At 74.7% G+C, this 22,784-nt stretch carries 23 protein-coding genes; 22 read left to right on the top strand and 1 reads right to left on the bottom strand.

Features of this window, described 5'->3' with window-relative positions; genetic code table 11:
- Positions 1–91 precede the first annotated feature (91 nt).
- Positions 92–403 (bottom strand): hypothetical protein, encoded by a 312-nt coding sequence (locus FGG90_RS05275; RefSeq protein WP_094129604.1) that lies wholly within the window; start codon positions 401–403, stop codon positions 92–94.
- Positions 404–475: 72 nt separating this feature from the next.
- On the opposite strand from FGG90_RS05275, the gene FGG90_RS05270 reads away from it, so the two are divergent.
- From FGG90_RS05270 to FGG90_RS05165, 22 genes are all read left to right on the top strand, one after another.
- Positions 476–1,915, top strand: a complete 1,440-nt coding sequence (locus FGG90_RS05270; RefSeq protein ID WP_094129607.1) for a replication-associated recombination protein A — start codon at positions 476–478, stop codon at positions 1,913–1,915.
- A gap of 247 nt (positions 1,916–2,162) precedes the next feature.
- Positions 2,163–2,792 carry a 30S ribosomal protein S4 gene (gene rpsD / locus FGG90_RS05265; protein WP_012038492.1) on the top strand — a complete coding sequence of 210 codons (630 nt, stop codon included), beginning with the start codon at positions 2,163–2,165 and terminating at the stop codon, positions 2,790–2,792.
- Between the two features lie 194 nt (positions 2,793–2,986).
- A complete protein-coding gene (locus tag FGG90_RS05260) occupies positions 2,987–3,208 on the top strand; it encodes a hypothetical protein (protein ID WP_094129610.1) in 222 nt (73 codons plus the stop codon).
- A 5-nt stretch (positions 3,209–3,213) separates the two neighbouring features.
- A complete protein-coding gene (alaS, locus tag FGG90_RS05255; protein ID WP_094129613.1) occupies positions 3,214–5,871 on the top strand; it encodes an alanine--tRNA ligase in 2,658 nt (885 codons plus the stop codon).
- Complete coding sequence (ruvX, locus tag FGG90_RS05250; RefSeq protein ID WP_094129616.1) at positions 5,871–6,356, top strand: Holliday junction resolvase RuvX; 486 nt, start codon at positions 5,871–5,873, stop codon at positions 6,354–6,356. Before alaS ends, ruvX begins: the two co-directional genes overlap by 1 nt.
- A gap of 217 nt (positions 6,357–6,573) precedes the next feature.
- The gene (gene mltG, locus FGG90_RS05245; protein WP_237583522.1) at positions 6,574–7,986 is read left to right on the top strand and encodes an endolytic transglycosylase MltG; all 1,413 of its coding nucleotides are present in this window, start codon (positions 6,574–6,576) and stop codon (positions 7,984–7,986) included.
- Positions 7,979–8,869 carry a shikimate dehydrogenase gene (locus FGG90_RS05240; protein WP_094129619.1) on the top strand — a complete coding sequence of 297 codons (891 nt, stop codon included), beginning with the start codon at positions 7,979–7,981 and terminating at the stop codon, positions 8,867–8,869. Before mltG ends, FGG90_RS05240 begins: the two co-directional genes overlap by 8 nt.
- A 52-nt stretch (positions 8,870–8,921) precedes the next feature.
- Entirely contained in the window at positions 8,922–10,151 is a 1,230-nt protein-coding gene (gene aroC / locus FGG90_RS05235; protein ID WP_094129622.1) for a chorismate synthase, read from the top strand.
- A 2-nt stretch (positions 10,152–10,153) separates the two neighbouring features.
- Entirely contained in the window at positions 10,154–10,645 is a 492-nt protein-coding gene (locus FGG90_RS05230) for a shikimate kinase (protein WP_094129625.1), read from the top strand.
- On the top strand, positions 10,642–11,781 hold the full coding sequence (gene aroB, locus FGG90_RS05225; RefSeq protein WP_237583521.1) for a 3-dehydroquinate synthase: 1,140 nt from the start codon (positions 10,642–10,644) through the stop codon (positions 11,779–11,781). Before FGG90_RS05230 ends, aroB begins: the two co-directional genes overlap by 4 nt.
- Positions 11,778–12,560, top strand: coding sequence for an SDR family oxidoreductase (locus FGG90_RS05220; protein ID WP_094129628.1), 783 nt, complete (start codon positions 11,778–11,780; stop codon positions 12,558–12,560). The genes aroB and FGG90_RS05220 overlap by 4 nt, the downstream gene beginning before the upstream one ends.
- Before the next feature lie 19 nt (positions 12,561–12,579).
- Positions 12,580–13,020: a type II 3-dehydroquinate dehydratase gene (locus FGG90_RS05215; protein ID WP_094129631.1), complete on the top strand. Its 441-nt coding sequence runs from the start codon at positions 12,580–12,582 to the stop codon at positions 13,018–13,020.
- A 112-nt stretch (positions 13,021–13,132) separates the two neighbouring features.
- Positions 13,133–13,696, top strand: coding sequence for an elongation factor P (gene efp / locus FGG90_RS05210; RefSeq protein ID WP_063071749.1), 564 nt, complete (start codon positions 13,133–13,135; stop codon positions 13,694–13,696).
- Between the two features lie 4 nt (positions 13,697–13,700).
- On the top strand, positions 13,701–14,114 hold the full coding sequence (gene nusB / locus FGG90_RS05205; RefSeq protein WP_094129634.1) for a transcription antitermination factor NusB: 414 nt from the start codon (positions 13,701–13,703) through the stop codon (positions 14,112–14,114).
- 125 nt (positions 14,115–14,239) lie between these two features.
- Positions 14,240–15,094, top strand: coding sequence for an ABC transporter ATP-binding protein (locus tag FGG90_RS05200; RefSeq protein ID WP_094129637.1), 855 nt, complete (start codon positions 14,240–14,242; stop codon positions 15,092–15,094).
- 67 nt (positions 15,095–15,161) lie between these two features.
- Positions 15,162–16,217, top strand: a complete 1,056-nt coding sequence (locus FGG90_RS05195; protein ID WP_094129640.1) for an aliphatic sulfonate ABC transporter substrate-binding protein — start codon at positions 15,162–15,164, stop codon at positions 16,215–16,217.
- The gene (locus FGG90_RS05190) at positions 16,214–17,104 is read left to right on the top strand and encodes an ABC transporter permease (RefSeq protein WP_094129643.1); all 891 of its coding nucleotides are present in this window, start codon (positions 16,214–16,216) and stop codon (positions 17,102–17,104) included. The genes FGG90_RS05195 and FGG90_RS05190 overlap by 4 nt, the downstream gene beginning before the upstream one ends.
- A 72-nt stretch (positions 17,105–17,176) precedes the next feature.
- Entirely contained in the window at positions 17,177–19,198 is a 2,022-nt protein-coding gene (gene acs, locus FGG90_RS05185) for an acetate--CoA ligase (protein ID WP_094129646.1), read from the top strand.
- A gap of 113 nt (positions 19,199–19,311) precedes the next feature.
- Complete coding sequence (gene pyrR, locus FGG90_RS05180) at positions 19,312–19,890, top strand: bifunctional pyr operon transcriptional regulator/uracil phosphoribosyltransferase PyrR (protein WP_094129649.1); 579 nt, start codon at positions 19,312–19,314, stop codon at positions 19,888–19,890.
- The gene (locus tag FGG90_RS05175) at positions 19,887–20,843 is read left to right on the top strand and encodes an aspartate carbamoyltransferase catalytic subunit (protein WP_094129652.1); all 957 of its coding nucleotides are present in this window, start codon (positions 19,887–19,889) and stop codon (positions 20,841–20,843) included. The genes pyrR and FGG90_RS05175 overlap by 4 nt, the downstream gene beginning before the upstream one ends.
- Positions 20,840–22,255 carry a dihydroorotase gene (locus FGG90_RS05170; protein WP_094129655.1) on the top strand — a complete coding sequence of 472 codons (1,416 nt, stop codon included), beginning with the start codon at positions 20,840–20,842 and terminating at the stop codon, positions 22,253–22,255. Before FGG90_RS05175 ends, FGG90_RS05170 begins: the two co-directional genes overlap by 4 nt.
- Positions 22,252–22,779, top strand: a complete 528-nt coding sequence (locus FGG90_RS05165) for a PH-like domain-containing protein (protein WP_094129658.1) — start codon at positions 22,252–22,254, stop codon at positions 22,777–22,779. The genes FGG90_RS05170 and FGG90_RS05165 overlap by 4 nt, the downstream gene beginning before the upstream one ends.
- The last annotated feature ends 5 nt before the right edge of the window (positions 22,780–22,784 follow it).

The raw sequence follows: 22,784 nt of genomic DNA, 5'->3' as shown, positions 1-22,784 counted from the left end.
TCATGCCCCAGCGCGGGGCGCGTCGGCGCGGGACGACGCCGAACGGCCTCGGCTCGCAGGCGCACGTGAGGACCGCGTGCGGGTCGTCGCCTCAGGGAGCGGGGGTGGCGTCCGGGACCGGGGTGGCGTCCGGCGCCGGCGTGGCATCGGGCGTCGTGGGCGCGGGATCGTCGGGCGACGCGGGGGTCGACGACGACGGTGCGGGGTCGGGGGCACCGGGTCCGGACTCGTAGGCGAGCTGCGCGCCGACCGCGAGGGCGGCCACGAGGATCACGCCGACGACCGCGACCACGTCGTCGCGGCGACGGCGGCGGACGCCGCTCTCGTGCAGCTCCTGGCGGGCCGCGTAGCGGCGGAGCCGGGCCTGCGCCTCGCGGGCTGCACGGTCGTTCCTGGGGGCCACGGCGTCCTCCGGTCGATGCCGCCCGAGTCGGCGGTACGGGAACACTAGCCGGTCGCGCCTACCATCGAGGTCATGACCGACACGCGACCGGGCCTCCGCTCGGGGGCCACGCCCCTGGCCGTCCGGATGCGTCCCCGGAGCCTCGACGAGGTCACCGGCCAGCGCCACCTCCTCACCCCCGGATCGCCGCTCGTGAGCCTCGCCTCGGACGTCGCGGGGGAGCAGGGCTCGGTCTCGATCATCCTGTGGGGCCCGCCCGGCACCGGCAAGACGACGCTCGCGCAGGCGATCGCGCACGGGTCGAGCCGCCGCTTCGTCGAGCTGTCCGCGGTGACGGCGGGCGTCCGGGACGTGCGCCAGGTGATGGAGAAGGCGCTCAGCGACCGGGACCTCTTCGGCGTCTCCACGGTGCTGTTCCTCGACGAGATCCACCGCTTCACCAAGGCCCAGCAGGACGCGCTGCTGCCGGGCGTGGAGAACGGCTGGGTGATCCTCATCGCCGCCACCACGGAGAACCCCTCCTTCTCCGTCATCTCGCCGCTGCTCTCGCGCAGCCTGCTGCTGACCCTCGAGCAGCTCGACGACGACGACCTCGGCGTGCTCGTCGACCGTGCGGTGTCGGACGCGCGCGGCCTCGGCGGGCGGTTCTCGCTCGACGACGACGCCCGCGCCATGATCATCCGGCTGGCCTCCGGCGACGCCCGGCGCGCCCTGACGGCGCTCGAGGCCGCGGCGGTCTCCGCGCAGGCCGACTCCACCGCGAAGGCGCGCGCGGAGGCGGGCGGCGAGGACGAGGGCGGCGGGGACGAGGAGGACGACGAGGACGACGAGGACGAGGACGGCCGACGCGACGTCCCCGCCGCGGATCCCGCCCCGATCCCCATCTCCACCGAGCAGGTCGCCCTCGCGGTCGACCGGGCGCTCCTCCGCTACGACCGCAACGGCGACGAGCACTACGACGTCATCAGCGCGTTCATCAAGTCGATCCGCGGGTCCGACGTCGACGCCGCCCTGCACTACCTGGCCCGCATGATCGAGGCGGGGGAGGACCCGCGGTTCATCGCGCGGCGGATCATCGTCTCCGCGTCCGAGGACATCGGGCTCGCCGACCCGCAGGCGCTCGTGGTCGCGGTCGCCGCGGCCGACGCGGTGCAGCTCATCGGCATGCCGGAGGGGCGGATCCCGTTGGCGCAGGCCGTGGTGCACCTCGCCACCGCGCCCAAGTCGAACGCCTCCTACCTCGGCATCGACCAGGCCATCGCCGACGTGCGGGCCGGCGCGTTCGGCCGCGTGCCCCTGCACCTCCGCGACGCCCACTACCCGGGCGCGAAGCGGCTCGGCCACGGGAAGGGGTACCGCTACCCGCACGACGCGGACATCGGCGTCGTCACCCAGCAGTACCTCCCGGACGAGCTCGTCGGCCGCACCTACTACTCGCCCACGCAGCACGGCCATGAGCGCGACCTGTCGGCGCGGCTGGAGAAGCTGCGCCGCATCGTCCGCGGCGGGTGACGCCGGCGCGGCGCGCCCCCGGATCCGCGCCGATCGCGTGCTACGCTTGCTGACGCCTCAATCAGGTGTCGCGTGCGGCTGCGTCGACATCATGATCAAGGGACACGTCCTGTAGCCGGACGACCCGTGGCGAATCCCTCTACTTCCGCAGGACCCGCATCAGCGGGATCGATCGTCGCGCGCCCATGCGTGTGCGCGGACGCCCTGCACCACCCGTAGTCAGAGACTTTCTCCCTGGAAGGAAAACGTGTCCACCAAGTCACGCACCCGCAGCAAGACCCGCCTCTCCCGCGCGCTGGGCATCCCGCTCACGCCGAAGGCGGCCAAGTACCTCGAGAAGCGCCCCTACGCGCCGGGCGAGCACGGCCGGTCCAAGCGCAAGCAGGACAGCGACTACGCCGTCCGCCTCCGCGAGAAGCAGCGTCTGCGCGCCCAGTACGGCATCCGCGAGGCCCAGCTCAAGATCGCCTTCCAGGAGGCGCGTCGCACGCAGGGCCTGACCGGTGAGAACCTCGTCGAGATCCTCGAGCAGCGCCTCGACGCGCTCGTCGTCCGCTCCGGCCTCGCGCGCACCACGGCGCAGGCCCGCCAGCTCGTCGTGCACCGCCACATCATGGTCGACGGCAAGATCGTCGACCGCCCCTCCTTCCGCGTGAAGGCCGGCCAGATGATCCACGTCAAGCCGCGCTCCGAGGGCACCGAGCCCTTCCAGGTCGCCGCCGCCGGCGGTCACGCCGACGTGCTGCCGAAGCTCCCCTCGTACCTCGAGGTCGAGCTCGACAAGCTGCAGGCCCGTCTCGTGCGCCTGCCGAAGCGCGCCGAGGTCCCCGTGACCTGCGAGGTCCAGCTGGTCGTCGAGTACTACGCGGCCCGCTAGCCCGACCGCACCACCGTCCGCGAGGCGGGTCGCCCTCCGGGGCGGCCCGCCTCGCGGCGTTCCCGGGGACGGCACGACGTGCGCGACCGCGGCCCGGGCCGTCCGCCGCCGGATGCCGGGACCCCGGCCGGTAGGATCGCCCTCGGCCCCCGTGGCCGCGCACCCGGCACGACGTCTCCCGGAAGGGGAATCCCATGAAGAACCTCGTCCTCATCGCCGTGGGGGTCGCCATCGGCTTCGCCGTCGCCCACGTGGTCGACCGCACGCCGGCCGGGCATCGCCTGTTCCAGGGCGTCGACGCCCGGGCCCGCCGCTTCGGCGAGGCCGTCGAGCACGGGTACCGCCGCCGCGAGGCCGAGCTCCGCGCCGCCGTCGGCGAGGCCGAGGACACCATCACCGAGCTGGGAAAGCAGTAGACCGCATGCAGACCGCAGACATCCGCAACGCCTGGCTGACGTACTTCGGCGACCGGGGGCATACCGTCGTGCCGTCGGCGTCGCTCGTGAGCGAGGACCCGACGCTGCTGTTCACGGTGGCCGGCATGGTGCCGTTCGTGCCGTACCTCACGGGCGTCGTGCCCGCGCCGTTCCCGCGCGCCACGAGCGTCCAGAAGTGCATCCGCACCCTCGACATCGAGGAGGTCGGACGCACGCCGCGGCACGGCACCTTCTTCCAGATGAACGGCAACTTCTCGTTCGGCGACTACTTCAAGGAGCAGGCGATCGCGTACGCGTGGGAGCTGCTCACCACGAGCGAGGCCGACGGCGGCCTGGGCTTCTCGCCCGACGACCTGTGGGTCACCGTCTACCACGAGGACGACGAGGCCCGGCAGGCGTGGAAGCGCATCGCGGGTCTGCCGGACGACCGGATCCAGGGTCTCGGCCGCGACACGAACTACTGGCACACGGGCCAGCCCGGCCCCGCCGGCCCCTGCTCCGAGATCTTCTTCGACCGCGGCCCGGCCTACGGCGCGGACGGCGGCCCGGCCACGGACGACGACCGCTACGTGGAGATCTGGAACCTCGTCTTCATGCAGTACCTGCGCGGGGCGGGCACGAGCAAGAGCGACTTCGAGATCCTCGGCGACCTGCCCAAGAGGAACATCGACACCGGCATGGGGCTCGAGCGCGTCGCGTTCCTCAAGCAGGGCGTCGAGAACATGTACGAGATCGACCAGGTGCGCCCGGTCCTCGACCGCGCGTCCGAGCTCGCGGGTCGCCGCTACGGCGCCGTGCACGAGGACGACGTCCGGATGCGCATCGTCGCCGACCACGTGCGCTCGTCGCTCATGCTCATGTCGGACGGCGTCCGGCCGTCCAACGAGGGCCGCGGCTACATCCTGCGCCGCCTCATGCGCCGCACCGTGCGCGCGATGCGCCTCATGGGCGTCGACACCGCCACCTTCGGCGAGCTGTTCCCCGCCTCGCGCGACGCGATGAAGGCCGCGTACCCCGAGGTGTCCGACGACTTCGACCGCATCTCCCGCCTCGCCTACGCCGAGGAGGAGGCGTTCCTCCGCACGCTCTCCGGCGGCACGACCATCCTCGACGTCGCGGTCGGCGAGACGAAGGCGGCCGGCGGCGAGCGGATCGCCGGCGACACCGCGTTCCTCCTGCACGACACGTTCGGCTTCCCCATCGACCTGACGCTCGAGATGGCGGAGGAGAACGGCCTCACGGTCGACCGCGAGGCGTTCGACCGGCTGATGCTGGAGCAGCGCACGCGCGCCAAGGCGGACGCGAAGAGCAAGAAGACCGCCCTCGCGGACCTCACCGTCTACAGCGCGTTCCGGGCCGCGGGCGAGACCCGCTTCACCGGCTACGACGAGCTCGAGACCGGCACCACGATCCTCGGCCTCATCGTGGGCGGCCACAGCGTCGACCACGCGGTCGCGGGCGACATCGCGGAGGTCATCCTCCCCGAGACGAGCCTCTACGCGGAGTCCGGCGGCCAGGAGGCCGACGCGGGCAGCATCGTCGGGAACGGCTTCGACCTCGAGGTGCTCGACGTGCAGAAGCCCGTGAAGGGCCTCATCAGCCACCGCGTGCAGGTCCGCGCGGGCGAGGTGGGCGTCGGCGACGCCGCCACCACCGTCGTCGACGCCGACTGGCGCCGCGGCGCCACGCAGGCGCACTCCGGCACGCACCTCGTCCACGCGGCGCTCCGCCAGGTGCTCGGCCAGGACGCGCACCAGTCCGGGTCGTACAACCGCGCGGGCTACATGCGGCTCGACTTCGCGTGGAACCAGGCGCTGAGCGCCGAGACCCGCAGCGAGATCGAGGACATCGCGAACGGCGCCGTGCGCGACGACCTGCAGGTCGTCACGCGCGTCATGCCGCTCGACGAGGCCAAGCAGCTCGGCGCCATGGCGCTGTTCGGCGAGAAGTACGGCGACACCGTGCGCGTCGTCGACATCGGCGGCCCGTGGTCGCGCGAGCTCTGCGCGGGCACGCACGTGTCCTCCAGCGCGCAGATCGGGCTCATCAACGTGGTGGGGGAGTCGTCCGTCGGATCCGCCAACCGCCGCATCGAGTCGCTCGTGGGCCGCGAGGCGCTCCAGGACCTCGCCGTCGAGCGCGCCATCGTGTCGCAGCTCACCTCGAGCCTCAAGACGCCGCGCGAGCAGCTGCCCGACCGCATCGCCGACCTCCTGCAGAACCTCAAGACCGCGGAGCGGCGCATCGCCGACTTCGAGGCGCAGGCGCTCCAGCAGCGCGTGCCGGCCCTCCTCCAGCAGGGCGCGCGCGTGGGCGCCGTCACGCTGATCCAGGACTCGCTCGGCAGCGTCCGCTCGGCCGACGAGGTGCGCCAGCTCGTGACCCTCGTGCGCGAGCGCGCCGGGTCCGAGCCCGTCGTCGTCGCCCTCGCGGGCGACGCGGGCGGCAAGCCGACCGTCATCGTGGCGACCAACCAGGCCGCGCGCGACGCCGGGGCGAAGGCGGGCCAGCTCGCCCGCGCCGCGGCGGCCGTGCTCGGCGGCGGCGGGGGCGGCAAGGACGACCTCGCGCAGGGCGGCGGCCAGGACGTCTCGGCCATCGCGGACGCGCTCGCGGCCGTGCGCCAGGCGCTCGCCTCCTGATGCGCCTCGGCGCCCGGATCGCGGTCGACGTGGGGAAGGCCCGCATCGGCCTCGCCCGGTCGGATCCGCACGGGCTGATCGCGACGCCCGTCGAGACCGTGCCGCGCGACGCGTCGGGCTCGGCGGACGTGCGGCGGATCCTCGAGGTGGCCGCGGAGGCGGACTGCGTCGAGCTCGTGGTCGGCCTCCCGCTGGCCCTGTCCGGCCGGGCGACGGCCTCCACCGACGACGCCGAGGGCTTCGCCCGGCGCCTCGCCGACGCCACGGACATCCCGGTGCGGCTGGTCGACGAGCGGCTCTCCACGGTCTCCGCGCAGAGCGCCCTGCGCTCCTCCGGCAGAGGCTCCCGTAAGCAGCGGCCCGTGATCGACCAGGTGGCGGCGGTTATAATCCTTCAACACGCGCTCGAGAGCGAGCGCACCGCCGGCTCCCCACCCGGCGATCTCGTCCCGAGGAACCGAGTCGATCCTGACCGACACGCCTGAGCACGACCCCGCCCGACGCGCCACGACGGCCTCGGGCGGAGGAGCCGACCCCTTCGAGAGCCTCTTCGGCGACGTGGGGGACGTGGTCGAGGCGACGCCGGGATCCGGGGCGGCCACCGCCCCCGCCGGCTCTCCGGGCGCGCGCTCGTCGTCGTCCGGCGACGTCGACGCCCCGGCCCCGCGGGGCGACGGCCCGGGCATCGGCACCGGCGCTCCCATGACCCGTCGCGAGCTGCGCGCGCTGCGCGAGGCCGCGGAGGCGCGCTCGGCCGCCGCCACCGCATCCGGCCCCGTCCCCTCGACGGACCCGCCCGCCCCCACGGCGTCCGCCCGTCGACCGGACGCCGCCGAGGCGCGGCCGTTCCCCGACGCCGGGATCGCCGCGTCGGCGTCCGCATCCGCGGCACCGGCCGACGCGTCCTCCGCGTCGGCGTCCGCCGCCGGGGTCGCCGCCGCCTCCGCCGCGACGGCCGCCTCCTCGGACCGCGCGCCCCGCCGCGAGGACCGCGCGCCCCGCCGCGAGGACCGCGCCGCCCGCCCTCAGGCCGCGCCGCGATCCGCCCCGACGAAGCCGAAGCGCCGCCACCCGAAGTGGCCCTACGTCGTGGTCCTTCTGGTCGCGCTGTTCGGCGGGGCCGCCGTCATCGCGACCTCGCTCTTCGGGCCCGTCGTCTCGGCGCTGCTCACCCAGGCCGAGCCCACCGACTACGACGGCGACGGATCCGGCGAGGTGCAGGTGGTCGTCAAGACCGGCGACACCGGCAGCACCATCGGGGACACGCTCGCGTCGCAGGACGTCGTCAAGACGTCGAAGGCCTTCTACCAGGCGGTCGTCCGCTCCGGCAGCGAGATCGTGTTCCAGCCCGGCACCTACACGCTGCGGAAGCAGATGAGCGCGGCCTCCGCGCTCCAGATGCTGCAGGACCCGGCCAGCCAGGTGCAGGCCAAGGTCACGATCCCCGAGGGCCAGACGGCCGCGCAGGCGTTCGAGCTCGTGGCCGAGGGCACGGGCACGCCCGTCGCCGACCTCGAGGCGGCCGCCGCCGACCGGGCCGCGCTGGGGATCCCGGCCGAGGCGCCGAGCATCGAGGGCTACCTCTTCCCGGCGACCTACGACTTCCCGCCCGGCACGTCCGCGACGGACATGGTGAAGGCCATGGTCGCCCGCACGACCGCCGCGCTCGACCAGGCCGGAGTGCCGGCGGCCGACCGGCACCGCGTGCTCACGCTCGCCGCGCTCATCCAGAAGGAGGCGCGCTTCGAGGGCGACTTCTACAAGGTGTCGCGCGTCTTCCAGAACCGCATCGCGATCGGCATGCCGCTGCAGTCCGACGCCACCGTCGCGTACGGGGCGCAGTCCGTCGGCCGCGTCACGACCACCGACGCCGAGCGCGCCGACGACAACCCGTACAACACCTACGTGCACCCGGGGCTCCCCGTCGGCCCCATCTCCAACCCGGGCGACCTCGCGATCAAGGCGGCGATGGCGCCCGAGCAGGGGCCCTGGCTGTACTTCGTCACGGTGAACACGATCACGGGCGACACCGTGTTCTCGCAGACCTACGAGGAGCACCTCAAGGCCGTGGCCCAGTGGCAGCAGTTCATGAAGGACAACCCGGGCAATGGCTGATCCGCGGACGCCGGCCGTGCGGCTGGCGGTCCTCGGCAGCCCCATCGCGCACTCGCTCTCGCCGCGCCTGCACCGCGCGGCGTACGGGGTCCTCGGGCTCGACTGGTCGTACGAGGCCGCGGAGTGCACGGGTGCGGAGCTCCCGGCGTTCGTCGACGGGCTCGGCGCCGGCTGGCGCGGCCTGTCCCTGACGATGCCGCTCAAGCGGGACGTGCTGCCGCTCCTCGACGCGGTGGACGAGACGGCCCGGCTCGCGGGCGCCGCCAACACGCTGCTGCTCGAGGACGACGGCGCGGGCGGGACCCGGCGGCGCGGCGCGAACACGGACGTCGCGGGCATCGTCCGGGCGTTCGGCATGGGCGGCGTCGAGCGCTCGCAGCGCGCGGTCGTGCTCGGCGCGGGATCCACCGCCCGATCCGCCCTCGTCGCGCTGGCCCGCATCGGCGCCGGGCACGTGACCGTCGCCGCGCGGCGACCGGAGCAGGTGCGGGAGCTCGCCTCCCTCGGGGACGAGCTCGGGATCGCCCTGGCGGCGGCGTCGCTGGACGACGCGGCGACCGCGCTCCGCGACGCCGACACCGTCGTCAGCACCCTCCCGGGCGACGCCGCCGCGGCCGTGCCGCTGCCGGCCCGCCTGCCCGAGGCGGCCGTGCTCCTCGACGTCACCTACGCGCCGTGGCCCACCGGGATCGCCGCCGGCTGGCAGCGCGCGGGCGGGCGCGTGGTGCCCGGGATCGACATGCTCGTGCACCAGGCCCTCGGGCAGGTGCGGCTCTTCGTGCACGGCGACGCCGAGCGCGCGCTGCCGGACGACGCGCGCGTGCTCGAGGCGATGCTCGCGAGCGTCGGCCGCGACCCGCGGAGGCCCTGGACCGGCGCCTGACGCCGCCCCCGCACCGGGGGAGCGCCGCCGACCGCTGTGGGAGGATGGGGCCATGCTGCGTTGGCTCACCGCCGGGGAATCCCACGGCCCCGAACTCATCGCCGTCCTGGAGGGCCTGCCCGCGGGCGTGCCTGTCAGCCTCGACGGCATCCGCGCCGACCTCGCCCGTCGCAAGCTCGGCTACGGCCGCGGCGCGCGCATGGCGTTCGAGCAGGACGAGCTGCACCTCTCGACGGGGGTCGTGCACGGGCGGACGCTCGGCAGCCCCATCGCGGTGCGCATCGGCAACACCGAGTGGCCCAAGTGGGTCGACGTCATGAGCCCCGAGCCCGTGGACCCCGAGAAGCTGCAGGGCGCGCGCGCCGCGGCCCTCACGCGCCCGCGTCCCGGCCACGCCGACCTCGTGGGCATGCAGAAGTACGACTTCGACGAGGCCCGTCCCGTGCTCGAGCGCGCGAGCGCCCGCGAGACCGCCGCCCGCGTCGCCCTCGGCGCCGTGGCCCGTGCGTTCCTCGCCGAGCTCGGCATCACCCTCGTCAGCCACACCCTCGCCATCGGGCCCGTGCGCGTGCCCGAGGGCGCGCCGCTGCCCACGCCCGCCGACGTCGACGCGCTCGACGCGGATCCGCTGCGCTGCTTCCACCCCGAGACGAGCGCCCGCATGGTCGCCGAGGTCGACGACACGAAGGCGAGCGGCGACACGGTCGGCGGCGTCGTCGAGGTGCTCGCGTACGACCTGCCGCCGGGCCTCGGCTCGCACGTGCACTGGGACCGCCGGCTCGACTCGCAGCTGGCCGGCGCGCTCATGGGCATCCAGGCCATCAAGGGCGTGGAGGTCGGCGACGGCTTCCTCACCACCACGCGGCGCGGATCCGAGGCGCACGACGAGCTCTTCTCGACCGATGCCGGGATCGGCCGGTCGACCGACCGCGCGGGCGGCACCGAGGGCGGCATGAGCACGGGCACGGTCCTCCGGGTCCGCGCCGGCATGAAGCCCATCGCGACCGTGCCCCGGGCGCTGCGCACCGTCGACACCGCCACCGGTGGCGCGGCGCCCGCGAACCACCAGCGCTCCGACGTGTGCGCGGTCCCCGCGTCCGGCGTCGTCGCCGAGGCGATGGTCGCCCTCACGCTCGCGAACGCCGTGCTCGAGAAGTTCGGCGGCGACTCCGTCGGCGAGACCCGGCGGAACCTGCGCGGCTACCTCGACGCGATCCCCGAGGGCCGCCGCTCCGGCGCCGACCTCGTCGACGAGGCCGACGCCGCCCCGCCCGAGGCCTGAGCGTGCCGGTCGTCCTGATCGGCGCGCCCGGCGCGGGCAAGACCACGGTGGGCCGCCGGGTCGCGCGCGCGATGGGCGTGCCGTTCACGGACACCGACCGCGCCATCGTGGACGCCCACGGATCCATCGCCGACATCTTCCGCGACCACGGCGAGCCGCGCTTCCGCGAGATCGAGCGCGAGGAGGTCGCGCGGGCCCTCGCGGGCGGCGGCGTCGTCTCGCTCGGCGGGGGAGCGGTGCTCGACCCCGCCACCCGCGCCGACCTCGCGACGAGCGACGTCGTGCTCCTCACCGTGAGCGAGGCGGCCGTCCGCGCGCGCATCCGCGGCGACGACCGCCCCCTCGTGGACGGCCTCGCGAGCTGGCGGCGCATCGTCGCCGCGCGCGAGGAGCTCTACCGCTCGCTCGCCGACCTGACCATCGACACCTCCGACCGCCCGCTCGCGCGCATCGCCCGCGAGATCGAGCGCTTCGCCCGGGAGAGGCAGCCATGACCGACGCACACCCCACCGACGCCACCGCACCCGCCGCCGGGGAGCCGGCCGCGATCGAGCCCGACGCGCCCACCGTGATCCGCGTCTCCGGCACGCCCGGCTACGACGTGACCGTCGGCCGCGGCCTGATCGCCGGCGTCGGCGCCCTGCTCGGCCCGCGCGTCCGCAAGGTGCTCATCGTGCACGCGCCCGCCCTCGCCGAGGAGGCGTCGCGGCTCCGCGAGCGCCTGCAGGGCGACGTCGAGGTGTACCTCGCCGAGGTGCCCGACGCCGAGGGCGCCAAGCGCGTCGAGGTCGCGGCGTTCTGCTGGAAGATCATGGGCACCACCGACTTCACGCGCTCGGACGCCGTCATCACGCTCGGCGGCGGCGCCACGACCGACCTCGGCGGCTTCGTCGCGGCCACGTGGCTGCGCGGCGTGATGCTCATCCAGGTCCCCACGACCGTGCTCGCGATGGTCGACGCGGCGGTCGGCGGCAAGACGGGCATCAACACCTCCGAGGGCAAGAACCTCGTCGGCGCCTTCTACGCGCCCACCGCGGTGATCGTGGACCTCGACCTGCTCGCGACCCTGCCGCGGAACGAGCTCGTGACGGGCTTCGCGGAGATCGTGAAGGCCGGCTTCATCGCCGTGCCGGAGATCCTCGACGTCATCGAGCGGGACGTGGCGCGCGTCACCGATCCCACGAGCCCCGAGTTCCGCCGGGTCGTCGAGCTCGCCATCGCGATGAAGGCCGAGGTCGTGGGGGAGGACTTCACCGAGAAGGGCCGCCGCGAGATCCTCAACTACGGGCACACGCTGGGCCACGCCATCGAGCACGCCGAGCGGTACCGCTGGCGGCACGGCGCGGCCGTCGCGGTGGGCATGGTCTTCGCCGCCGAGCTGTCGCGCCTCACGCGCTCGCTGTCGGACGAGGCGGTCGACCGGCACCGCCGCATCCTCGACTCGCTCGACCTGCCCACGAGCTACCCCGTCGGCCGCTGGCCCACGCTCGTCGCGAGCATGAAGCGCGACAAGAAGGCGCGCGGCGACATGATGCGCTTCATCGTGCTCGACGGCGTCGGCCGCGCGAGCGTCCTCAACGGCCCCGAGGAGGCGCTGCTGTTCGCGGCGTACCAGGAGATCGGGTCGTGACCGACCCCGCGCATCCGGACGCGCCCCGGCCCGTCGCGCTCGTCACGGGTGTCGGCCGCGTGTCCGGCATCGGCGCGGCCATCGCGGAGGACCTGGCCCTCGGCGGCTGGGACGTCGCCTTCACCTACTGGTCCGACTACGACGCCCGGATGCCGTGGGGCCGCCAGCCCGAGGACCCGGCGCGCGTCGCGGAGGCCGTCGAGCGCGCGGGCGGCCGGGCGCACGCCGTCGAGGCCGACCTCGTCGACGTGGACGCGGCCGAGCGGATCCTCGGCGAGGTCGAGGAGGAGCTCGGCCCGATCACGGCGCTCGTGCTCTCGTACGCCGAGTCCGTCGACAGCGCGCTGCTGGAGACGAGCGTGGAGAGCCTCGAGCGCCACCTCGCCGTCAACGTGCGGGCGTCGCTGCAGCTGATCCAGGGGTTCGCGCGCCGGTACCGCGCGGTCCCCGGCGCGGGCCGCATCGTGGCGCTCACCTCCGACGCCGTCGTGGGCGAGGTCGCGTACGGCGCGAGCAAGGCCGCGCTCGACCGCATCGTCATCGCGGCGGCGCGCGAGCTCGAGGACGTGCGGATCACCGCGAACCTCGTGGACCCCGGCCCCACGGACACGGGCTGGTTCACCGACGAGATCCGCGAGAGCCTCCGCGAGACGACGCCGCGCGGCCGTCTCGCCGAGCCCCGCGACGCCGCCGCGCTCGTCTGCTTCCTCGTCTCGGCCGAGGGCGGCTGGATCAACGGCCAGCGCATCCGCTCGGACGGCGGCCAGAGCGTCGGCTGAGCCGCCCTAGGCTGGGCGCATGTCACGCGTGCTCGTCCTCAACGGCCCCAACCTCGGACGGCTCGGCAGCCGCGAGCCCGACGTCTACGGCACCGGATCGCTGGAGGACCTGCGGCGCGAGCTCGTCGCCTTCGCGCCCGCCGACGTGGAGATCGACCTGCGGCAGACCGACGACGAGGCGACCCTCATCGGCTGGCTGCACGAGGCCGTCGACACCCGCACGCCGGTCATCATGAACCCGGCCGCGTTCACGCACTACTCGTACGCGCTCCGCGACGCCGCGGCGCTCGTGACGAAGGCGGGCATCCTCCTGCTGGAGGTGCACCTGTCGAACCCGCACGCGCGCGAGGAGTTCCGGCACACGAGCGTCATCTCGCCCGTCGCGACGGGCGTCATCGCGGGCCTGGGGCAGGGTTCCTACCTCCTCGCCCTCGCGCACGTCGTGACCGGCACCCGTTAGGCTGATCCCTCGGATCCCCGCATGCGCCCCGTCGGGCCGCGGATGACGGATCCTCCGCGCGGCCGCTCGCACGCCGCATCCCGCTCGTCGAACAGGCAAGGACCCTCCCCGCATGGCCTCTACCGCTGACATCAAGAACGGCATCGTCCTCAACATGGACGGCCAGCTGTGGACCGTCATCGAGTTCCAGCACGTGAAGCCGGGGAAGGGCGGCGCGTTCGTGCGCACCAAGGTCAAGAACGTGATGACCGGCAAGGTCGTCGACCGCACGTTCAACGCGGGCGCGAAGATCGAGACCGAGACGGTCGACCGTCGCGACTTCCAGTACCTCTACGCCGACGGCGAGAACTTCGTGTTCATGGACACGAGCGACTACGACCAGATCACGCTGTCCGCGGCGCAGGTCGGCGACGCGAAGAACTTCATGCTGGAGAACCAGGACGTGACCGTGGCGCTGCACAACGGCGAGGGGCTCTACGTCGAGCTGCCCGCGTCGGTCGTGCTCACCATCACGTACACGGAGCCGGGCCTGCAGGGCGACCGCTCGACGGGCGGCACCAAGCCCGCGACGGTCGAGACCGGGCACCAGATCCAGGTCCCGCTCTTCCTCGAGCAGGGCACGCGCGTCAAGGTGGACACCCGCACGGGCGACTACCTCGGCCGCGTCACCGACTGACCCCGTGAGCGCACGCACCAAGGCGCGCAAGCGCGCCCTCGACGTCCTCTACGTCGCCGACATCCGCGGGGAGTCCATCCCCGCCACGCTCGCGGTCGAGCAGCAGCGCGCCGCGGCCGAGCCCGACCGCCAGGCCTCGTGGACCTACGCCCGCGAGATCGCCGAGGGCGTCGTCGCGCACCAGGACGAGATCGACGAGCTCATCGAGACGTACTCGGTGAACTGGACGCTCGCCCGCATGCCCGCCGTCGACCGCGCGATCCTGCGCATCGGCATCTGGGAGATCCTCTTCAACGCCGACGTGCCCGACGGCGTCGCCATCTCGGAGAGCGTCGACCTCGCGTCGTCGCTCTCGACGGACGAGTCGGCCTCGTTCGTGAACGGCATGCTCGCCCGGATCGCGGCCGCGCAGGCCTGATCCCGGGGTGCGCCGCACCGCTCGGCGCGGCTGATCCGGGCCCGTCCGTTACGCCGCGCGTCGCCCCGCGACGGCGTGTGACGGGCGCGGACCCGCGGCGCGCCGTCGCGTCCTAGCGTCGGGTCATGCCCGTCACCGCCCCCTCGTCCCGGCCGTCGTCGCCCGGTCCCGCGCGCTCCGCCGCGACCGCCTCGGCCGGCGCCGTCGCGCTCCGCGGGGTCGGCCGGTCCTTCCCCGTCGACGGCGGACGCGGCACCCGCGTGGTGCTCCGCGACGTCGACCTCGACCTCGCGGCCGGCGACGTCGTCGCGGTCCTCGGGCCCTCCGGCTGCGGGAAGTCGACGCTCCTCCGCCAGGTGGGCGGGCTCGACCGGCCGGACGCCGGCGCCCTCCTCATCGACGGCACGCCGGTCCGCGACGTCGACCAGCGCGCGGCCGTGGCCTTCCAGGAGCCGCGGCTGCTGCCGTGGCGCACGCTCCGCGCCAACGTCCGGCTCGGCCTGCCCCGCGACGTGCCGCGCGCCGAGGGCGACGCGCGGGTCCGGGACCTCCTCGCGCTCACGGGCCTCGCCGAGGCCGTCGACCTCCGTCCGCGCCAGGTGTCCGGCGGCATGGCGCAGCGCGCCTCGCTCGCCCGAGCGCTCGCCCGGCGGCCGCGCGTGCTCGTGCTCGACGAGCCCTTCGGCGCGCTCGACGCCCTCACCCGGCTGCGGATGCAGGACCTCCTCCTCGACGTGCACGCCGCGATCCCGACGACCGTCCTCCTCGTCACGCACGACGTGGACGAGGCGCTGCACCTCGCCGACCGCGTCGTGCTGCTGGGACCGGATCCGGCGCCCGGCGCCGCCCCCGGCGCGACCGTCCGCCGCGTGGTCGAGGTGCCCGGCGCCCGCCCGCGCGACCGCGGCGACGCCACCCTCGCCGCCCTCCGCGCGGAGCTGCTCGAGGGGCTCGGCGTGCCGGGCCATCGCGCGGGCTGATCCGCCGACCCCGCTCAGCCCACCCCGCACCCGACCACCGCATCCGACACCGCACCGAGGACCCACCGTGACCCGTCTCCCGCTCCGCCGATCCACCCCCGCCCTCGCGCTCGCGACCGCCGCCGTGATGATGCTCGCCGGCTGCGCCGCGGGCGAGGGCTCGTCCGTCGCCCCCGCCGCGGCCCCCGCCACCGCGGGCGCCGAGGGCTGGAGCGCGGACACCCTCACCGTCGACTGGGCGACCTACAACCCGCTGAGCCTCATCGTGAAGGACCAGGGGCTGCTCGAGGCGCGCCTCGGATCCGACGTGACGGTGGACTGGGTGCAGTCCGCCGGGTCGAACAAGGCCAACGAGCTCCTGCGGGCGGGAGCCGTCGACGTCGGCTCCACCGCCGGGTCCGCCGCGCTGCTCGCCCGCGCCAACGGCTCGCCCATCCGCACCATCGACGTGTACTCGCAGCCCGAGTGGACGGCGATCGTCGTGCCGAAGGGGTCGCCCATCACGAGCGTCGACCAGCTCCGCGGCGCCGACATCGCCGCGACGAAGGGCACCGACCCGTACTTCTTCCTGCTGCAGACGCTGGATCAGGCCGGCATCCCCGCGTCCGACGTCACGATCCAGAACCTCCAGCACGCCGACGGCCGCGCGGCGCTCGAGAACGGCTCGGTCGACGCGTGGGCCGGGCTCGACCCATTGATGGCGGCGAGCGAGGCGCAGGCCGGATCCACGCTGCTGTACCGGAACGTCGACTTCGCCACCTACGGGTTCCTCAACGCGACGCAGTCGTTCCTCGACGCCTCGCCCGACCTCGCGCAGGCGGTCGTCGACGCGTACGAGCAGGCCCGCGCCTGGGCCGTCGCGCATCCGGACGAGACGGCGGCGATCCTCGCGCAGGCCGCCGCGATCGACCCGGCCGTCGCCACGTCCGTCATCGACCGCACGAACCTCGGCGTCGATCCCGTGCCCGGCGACGCCCAGCGCGACGTGCTCGAGCGCGTCGGCCCGATCCTCGTGGACTCGGGCGACGTGCCCGACCGGGGGAAGGTGGACGCCGCGCTCGACGAGCTGTTCGAGCCGAAGTACGCCGAGGCCGCGGATCCCGCCGCCGGGGCCGCCGGATGACCGCGGTCGACCGGGCGGCGGGGGTCCGCGCCGACGCGTCGGAGCCCGAGCGCGAGCCCGCGGGCGGCGGCGCGGCGCGCGTCCCGGGAGGCCCAGCCGCCCGCCCGGGCCACGGGCGCTCCACCCGCTCCCCGCGCGCCGCCCTGACCCGCGCCGTGGTCGGCCTCGTCGTGCCGGCGCTGGTCGTCGCCGCCTGGGCGCTGGCCACCGCGACCGGCGCCGTGCCCGCCCACCTCCTCCCCGCGCCGCTCGACGTGGTGCGCGCCGGGGTGCAGCTCGCCGAGCAGGGGATCCTCGGGCAGTACGTCGCCATCTCGCTCCAGCGCGTGCTCCTCGGCTTCGCGCTCGGCGCCACGGTGGGGCTCGTGCTCGGCGCGGTGGTCGGCCTCTCGCGCGTCGGCCGGCTCCTCCTCGCGCCCACCGCCGGCGCGTTCCGCACCGTGCCGTCGCTCGCGTGGGTGCCGCTGCTCCTGCTCTGGATGGGGATCAACGAGGACTCCAAGGTCACGCTCGTCGCCATCGGCGCGCTGTTCCCCGTGTACACGACCGTCGCGGGCGCCCTCCGGCACGTCGACCCGCACCTCGTCGAGGTGGGGCGCGCGTTCGGGCTGACGCGGATCCCGCTGCTCCTCACGGTGCAGCTCCCCGCGGTGCTGCCGGCCGTGGTGGCGGGGCTCCGGCTCGCGCTCGCGCAGTCGTGGCTGTTCCTCGTGGCGGCCGAGCTGCTCGCCGCGTCCATGGGGCTCGGCTACCTGCTCACGGAGTCGTCCTCGAACGGGCGCGTCGACCGGGTGCTCCTCGCGATCGTGCTGCTCGCCGTGCTCGGCGCCGCCACCGACGCCGTGGTCGGGGTCGTCGAGCGCGTGCTCGTGCGCCGCTGGGGCTGATCCCCGCCCTTCCGTGTCGTCGCGTGACGTCCGGGTTCCGGATCCGCGGGGCCGCGACCGTAGCGTCGCCGCATGACCTCCCCGCGCACCGAGCAGGCCGTGACCGCATCCGCATCCGAGCAGGCGCTCTTCCCGCCGCCCGCCGCGCTCGCCGCCTCCGCCAACGTGACGGCGGAGGCGTTCGCGCGGGCCGAGGCGGATCCGGTCGCCTTCTGGGAGGAGGCCGCCCGCCGCCTCGACTGGGAGACGCCGTGGCGCACCGCGCACACGTGGATCCCGCCGGTCGCCGACGACGGCAGCCCGCAGGTCCCCGCCGCCACGTGGTTCGCGGGCGGCCGTCTCAACGTCGCCGCCAACTGCGTCGACCGGCACGTCGCCGCGGGCCGCGGGGAGAAGGTCGCGCTGCACTTCGAGGGCGAGCCGGGGGACCGCCGCACCGTCACCTACCGCGACCTGCAGGAGGAGGTGTCCCGCGCCGCCAACGCCCTCACCGCGCTCGGCGTGGGGCCGGGCGACCGCGTCGTCATCTACCTGCCCGTCCTCGTGGAGACGATCGTCGCGACGCTCGCCGTCGCCCGCATCGGCGCCGTGCACTCGCTCGTCTTCGGCGGCTTCTCCGCCGAGGCCCTCCGGTTCCGGGTCGAGGACACGGGCGCGAAGCTCCTCATCACGAGCGACGGCCAGAACCGCCGCGGCCGGGCCGTCGCCACCAAGCCGCAGGCGGACCAGGCCGTGGCGGGCGTCGCGTCCATCGCGCACGTGCTCGTCGTCCGTCGCACCGGGCAGGACGTGCCGTGGACCCCGGGACGCGACGTGTGGTGGCACGACGCCGTCGGATCCGCGTCCCCGGTCCACGAACCCCGCGCCTTCGACGCCGAGCACCCGCTCTTCATCATCTACACGTCCGGCACCACGGGCCGCCCCAAGGGCCTCGTGCACACCTCCGGCGGCTACCTGACGCACGCGTCGTGGGCGCACTGGGCGCACTTCGACGCGAAGCCCGACGACGTGCACTGGTGCACGGCCGACCTCGCCTGGGTCACCGCGCACACCTACGAGATCTACGGGCCGCTCTCCAACGGCCTCACGCAGGTCATCTACGAGGGCACGCCCGACACGCCCCACCGCGGGCGGCACCTCGAGATCATCGAGCGCTACGGGGTCACGACGTACTACACGGCGCCCACGCTCATCCGCTCGCTCATGAGCTGGCACCCCGACGGCGTCGCGGGGCACGACCTCTCGAGCATCCGGCTGCTGGGCAGCGTGGGGGAGGCGATCAACCCCGCGGCCTGGCGCTGGTTCCACCGGGAGGTCGGGGGAGGGCGCGCGCCCGTGGTCGACACGTGGTGGCAGTCGGAGACGGGGGCCGCGGTCATCGCGCCGCTCCCCGGCGTCGCGACGCTCAAGCCCGGCGCCGCCGGTCGCGCGCTGCCCGGCTTCCGGGTCGACGTGGTCAACGACGACGGCGAGCCCGTCGCCGACGGCGAGGCCGGGCTGCTCGTGATTCAGCGCCCCTGGCCCGGCATGGCCCGCACGGTGTGGGGCGACCCCGAGCGGTACCGCAGCGCCTACTGGGAGCGCTTCGCCGACCGCGGCTGGTTCCTCGCGGGCGACGGCGCCCGGCGCGACGCGGACGGCGACGTGTCGCTGCAGGGGCGGATCGACGAGGTCGTCAACGTCTCCGGCCACCGGCTGTCGACCATCGAGATCGAGTCGGCCCTCGTCGCGCACCCGCGCGTCGCCGAGGCCGGGGTGACGGGCGTCGCGGACGACCTCACCGGCCAGCGCGTCGTCGCGTTCGTCGTGCCGCCCGGCGACGACCGCCCGGCGGACGACGACGCGGCGGGCTGGCACGCGCTCGCCGCGGAGCTGGAACCGGTCCTCACGGAGCACGTGGCCCGCGCCATCGGCCCGGTCGCGAAGCCGCGCCGCGTCGTCGTCGTGCCGGACGTGCCGAAGACCCGCTCGGGGAAGATCATGCGGCGCCTGCTCGCCGACCTCGTCGAGGGCCGGACCCTCGGCGACGCGACGAGCCTGCAGGATGCGGCGGTCCTCGGCCGGATCCGCGCGGTCCTCGACGCGGCGGGGTGAGGACACGCGCGGGCCGTGCGCCGGCACCCCGCGTCCGGGGCGCACCCGCTAGAGTGACCGGCGGAACAGACCACCTTTAACATCCGTCCCGAGAGGCGGGGAAGGAGGTCGGATTGCCTCAGCGCATCGTGCTGCAGCCCTCTGACATCACCCGTGCGCTCACGCGCATCGCCCACGAGATCCTCGAGTCGAACCGCGGTCCCCAGGACCTGCTGCTCCTCGGCATCCCGACCCGCGGCACGATCCTCGCCGAGCGCATCGGCCGGATCCTCACCCGGCTCGAGCCCGACGCCCCCGCCGACCTGGTGGGCTCGCTCGACGTCACCATGTACCGCGACGACCTCCAGCGGAACCCCACCCGCGCGCCCGCACCCTCGCGGCTCCCCGCCGGCGGCGTCGACGGCCGCACGGTCGTGCTGGTCGACGACGTGCTCTTCTCCGGCCGCACCGTGCGCGCCGCCCTCGACGCCATCGGCGACCTCGGCCGCCCGAAGGCCGTGCGCCTCGCCGCGCTGGTCGACCGCGGGCACCGCGAGCTGCCCATCCGCGCCGACTTCGTGGGCAAGAACCTGCCGTCGAGCCTCGCCGAGCGCATCTTCGTGCGGCTCGACGAGATCGACGGCGAGGACGCCGTCACGATCGCCGGTCCCGACGACGCGCCCGCCACGACCGAGGGCGAGGGCCGCTCGTGAGGCACCTGCTCTCGACCCGCGACCTGTCCCGCGACGAGGCGGTCCACATCCTCGACGTCGCCGAGGACATGGCCGACGTCGGCACGCGCGAGATCAAGAAGACCCCCGCGCTCCGCGGCCGCACGGTCGTCAACCTCTTCTTCGAGGACTCCACCCGCACGCGCATCTCGTTCGAGGCCGCCGCCAAGCGCCTCTCGGCCGACGTCATCAACTTCAGCGCGAAGGGCTCGAGCGTCTCGAAGGGCGAGAGCCTCAAGGACACGGCGCAGACGCTCCAGGCGATGGGCGCCGACGGCGTGGTCGTCCGGCACCCGTCCTCGGGCGCGCCGCACACGCTCGCCGGCAGCGGCTGGATCGACGCGGGCATCGTCAACGCGGGCGACGGCACGCACGAGCACCCCACGCAGGCGCTGCTCGACGCGTTCACCATCCGGCGCCGGCTGCACGGCTCCGCCGCGCGCGGGAAGGGCCTCGACGGCACGCGCGTCGTCATCGTCGGCGACGTGCTCCACAGCCGCGTCGCCCGCTCGAACGCCTGGCTGCTCACGACGCTCGGCGCCGAGGTCACGCTCGTCGCGCCGCCGACGCTCGTGCCGGTGGGCGTCGGATCCTGGCCCGTCCAGGTGCGCTACGACCTCGACGCGGCGCTGGTCGAGGGGAAGCCCGACGCCGTGATGATGCTCCGGATCCAGGCCGAGCGCATGCGCGCCGCCTTCTTCCCGAACCCGCGCGAGTACGCGCGCATCTGGGGCCTCGACGACGCGCGGCTCGCGCTCCTCGGGCCCGATACGATCGTCATGCACCCGGGGCCGATGAACCGCGGGCTCGAGATATCCGCCGCCGCCGCCGACTCGGAGAGGTCCACGGTGCGCGAGCAGGTCGCCAACGGCGTCTCGGTGCGCATGGCCGTCCTCTACCTCCTGCTGTCCGGCGACGGGAAGGCCGACCGATGACCCAGAACGACACGATCCACGACGTCCACCTGATCCGCGGCGCCACCCTGCCCTCGGGCGAGCGCGCCGACCTCCTCGTCGCCGACGGGCGCATCCGGGAGGTGGGCCTCGACCTCGACGCCCCCGCGGGCGCCCGCGTCCTCGACGCCGACGGCCTCGTCGCGCTGCCCGGCCTCGTCGACCTCCACGTGCACCTGCGCGAGCCCGGCTACGAGCAGAGCGAGACCGTGCTCACCGGATCCCGCGCCGCGGCCCTCGGCGGCTTCACCGCGGTCTTCGCGATGGCGAACACGATGCCGGTGCAGGACACCGCGGGCGTCGTCGAGCAGGTCAAGGCGCTCGGCGACGCGGCCGGCTACGCCACGGTCCGCCCCATCGGCGCCGTGTCGGTCGGCCTCGCGGGGGAGTCGATGGCCGAGATCGGCGCGATGGCCTCCAGCCGCGCCGCCGTCCGCGTCTTCTCCGACGACGGGAAGTGCGTCTCCGACCCGCTCCTCATGCGCCGCGCGCTCGAGTACGTGAAGGCCTTCGACGGCGTCATCGCGCAGCACGCGCAGGATCCGCGCCTCACCGAGGGCGCCACCATGAACGAGGGCGAGCTGTCGGGCGAGCTCGGCATCACGGGCTGGCCCGCGGTCGCGGAGGAGTCGATCATCGCGCGCGACGTGCTGCTCGCCGAGCACGTGGGCTCCCGCCTCCACGTCTGCCACGTCTCCACCGCGGGCTCCGTCGACGTGATCCGCTGGGCCAAGGCCCGCGGCGTCGACGTCACCGCCGAGGTCACGCCGCACCACCTCCTCCTCACCGAGGACCTGGTCGCCGGCTACGACGCGCGCTACAAGGTCAACCCGCCGCTCCGCCGCCGCGCGGACGTCGAGGCGCTCCGCCAGGCGCTCGCCGACGGCACGATCGACGTCGTCGCGACCGACCATGCGCCGCACCCGACCGAGGCCAAGGACTGCGAGTGGGACGCGGCCGCGTTCGGCATGGTCGGCCTCGAGTCGGCGCTCTCGGTGGTCCAGCTCGCGATGGTCGACACCGGCCTCCTCGACTGGCAGGGCGTCGCCCGGGTCATGTCGCACGCGCCCGCGCGCATCGGCCGCCTCGCCGAGCACGGGCACGCGCTGGAGGCGGGCGCCCCGGCCGACATCACGCTGTACGACCCGTCGGCGTCGCGCGTCTTCGGCCCGGGCGACCTCGGCGGGCTCAGCGGCAACTCGCCGTACCTCGAGATGACGCTGCCCGGCCGGGTCGTCGCGACGTTCCACCGCGGCTACCCCACGGTGCTCGACGGCGCGCTCGTCGACCGCGAGACGGTCGCCCGCGCCGCGGCCATCCGCGACCGGGCCGACGCCGACGCGCGCGACGCGGTGGCCGCCGACTCCGACCCCGCCGCGGGGGCGCGCGCATGAGCGACCGCGTCGGACCCGCGCTCACCGTGATCGCGCTGCTGCTCCTGCTGCTCGCGCTCATGGTGCTCGGCTGGCGCGCGCGCCGCCGCCGCCAGCGCGCGCTGCCCGAGCCGCCCCGTCCGCCCGCCGGCCTCGGCGCACCCGACCTGGAGGTCGACGTGCTCTACGTCGCGACCACCACGGTCGGCCAGCCGCTCGACCGCCTCACGGTCGCGCCCCTCGGCTTCCGGGGCCGCGCCGCCGCCCGGATCCACCCGGCCGGCCTGGTGCTCGCGATCGACGGCGAGCGCGACGTGCTCGTGCCGGCCGACCGCATCACCGGATCCGGCCTCGCGACCTACGCGATCGACCGCGTCGTGGAGGAGGGCGGCCTCGTGGCCGTCACCTGGATCCTCGACGAGGCCGAAGGCCTCGAGGTCGACACGTACCTGCGGGTGATCGACCCGCGCGAGAAGCCCGCGCTCGTCGACGCCCTCCACCGCATCCCCCGCCCCGCGCACGACGACGACAACGAAGGGAAGTGACCGAC

This window comes from Clavibacter michiganensis subsp. tessellarius, assembly GCF_021922985.1.
GTDB classification, from domain to species: Bacteria; Actinomycetota; Actinomycetes; order Actinomycetales; family Microbacteriaceae; genus Clavibacter; species Clavibacter tessellarius.
This window is presented reverse-complemented; position numbering and strand designations above follow the sequence as displayed.

Coding starts and splice junctions, on each gene's coding strand:
- FGG90_RS05270 (WP_094129607.1), top strand. CDS start 476: ATGACCGACACGCGACCGGGCCTCCGCTCGGGGGCCACGCCCCTGGCC.
- FGG90_RS05260 (WP_094129610.1), top strand. CDS start 2,987: ATGAAGAACCTCGTCCTCATCGCCGTGGGGGTCGCCATCGGCTTCGCC.
- alaS (WP_094129613.1), top strand. CDS start 3,214: ATGCAGACCGCAGACATCCGCAACGCCTGGCTGACGTACTTCGGCGAC.
- ruvX (WP_094129616.1), top strand. CDS start 5,871: ATGCGCCTCGGCGCCCGGATCGCGGTCGACGTGGGGAAGGCCCGCATC.
- mltG (WP_237583522.1), top strand. CDS start 6,574: ATGACCCGTCGCGAGCTGCGCGCGCTGCGCGAGGCCGCGGAGGCGCGC.
- FGG90_RS05240 (WP_094129619.1), top strand. CDS start 7,979: ATGGCTGATCCGCGGACGCCGGCCGTGCGGCTGGCGGTCCTCGGCAGC.
- aroC (WP_094129622.1), top strand. CDS start 8,922: ATGCTGCGTTGGCTCACCGCCGGGGAATCCCACGGCCCCGAACTCATC.
- aroB (WP_237583521.1), top strand. CDS start 10,642: ATGACCGACGCACACCCCACCGACGCCACCGCACCCGCCGCCGGGGAG.
- FGG90_RS05215 (WP_094129631.1), top strand. CDS start 12,580: ATGTCACGCGTGCTCGTCCTCAACGGCCCCAACCTCGGACGGCTCGGC.
- efp (WP_063071749.1), top strand. CDS start 13,133: ATGGCCTCTACCGCTGACATCAAGAACGGCATCGTCCTCAACATGGAC.
- FGG90_RS05200 (WP_094129637.1), top strand. CDS start 14,240: ATGCCCGTCACCGCCCCCTCGTCCCGGCCGTCGTCGCCCGGTCCCGCG.
- FGG90_RS05190 (WP_094129643.1), top strand. CDS start 16,214: ATGACCGCGGTCGACCGGGCGGCGGGGGTCCGCGCCGACGCGTCGGAG.
- acs (WP_094129646.1), top strand. CDS start 17,177: ATGACCTCCCCGCGCACCGAGCAGGCCGTGACCGCATCCGCATCCGAG.
- FGG90_RS05170 (WP_094129655.1), top strand. CDS start 20,840: ATGACCCAGAACGACACGATCCACGACGTCCACCTGATCCGCGGCGCC.
- FGG90_RS05165 (WP_094129658.1), top strand. CDS start 22,252: ATGAGCGACCGCGTCGGACCCGCGCTCACCGTGATCGCGCTGCTGCTC.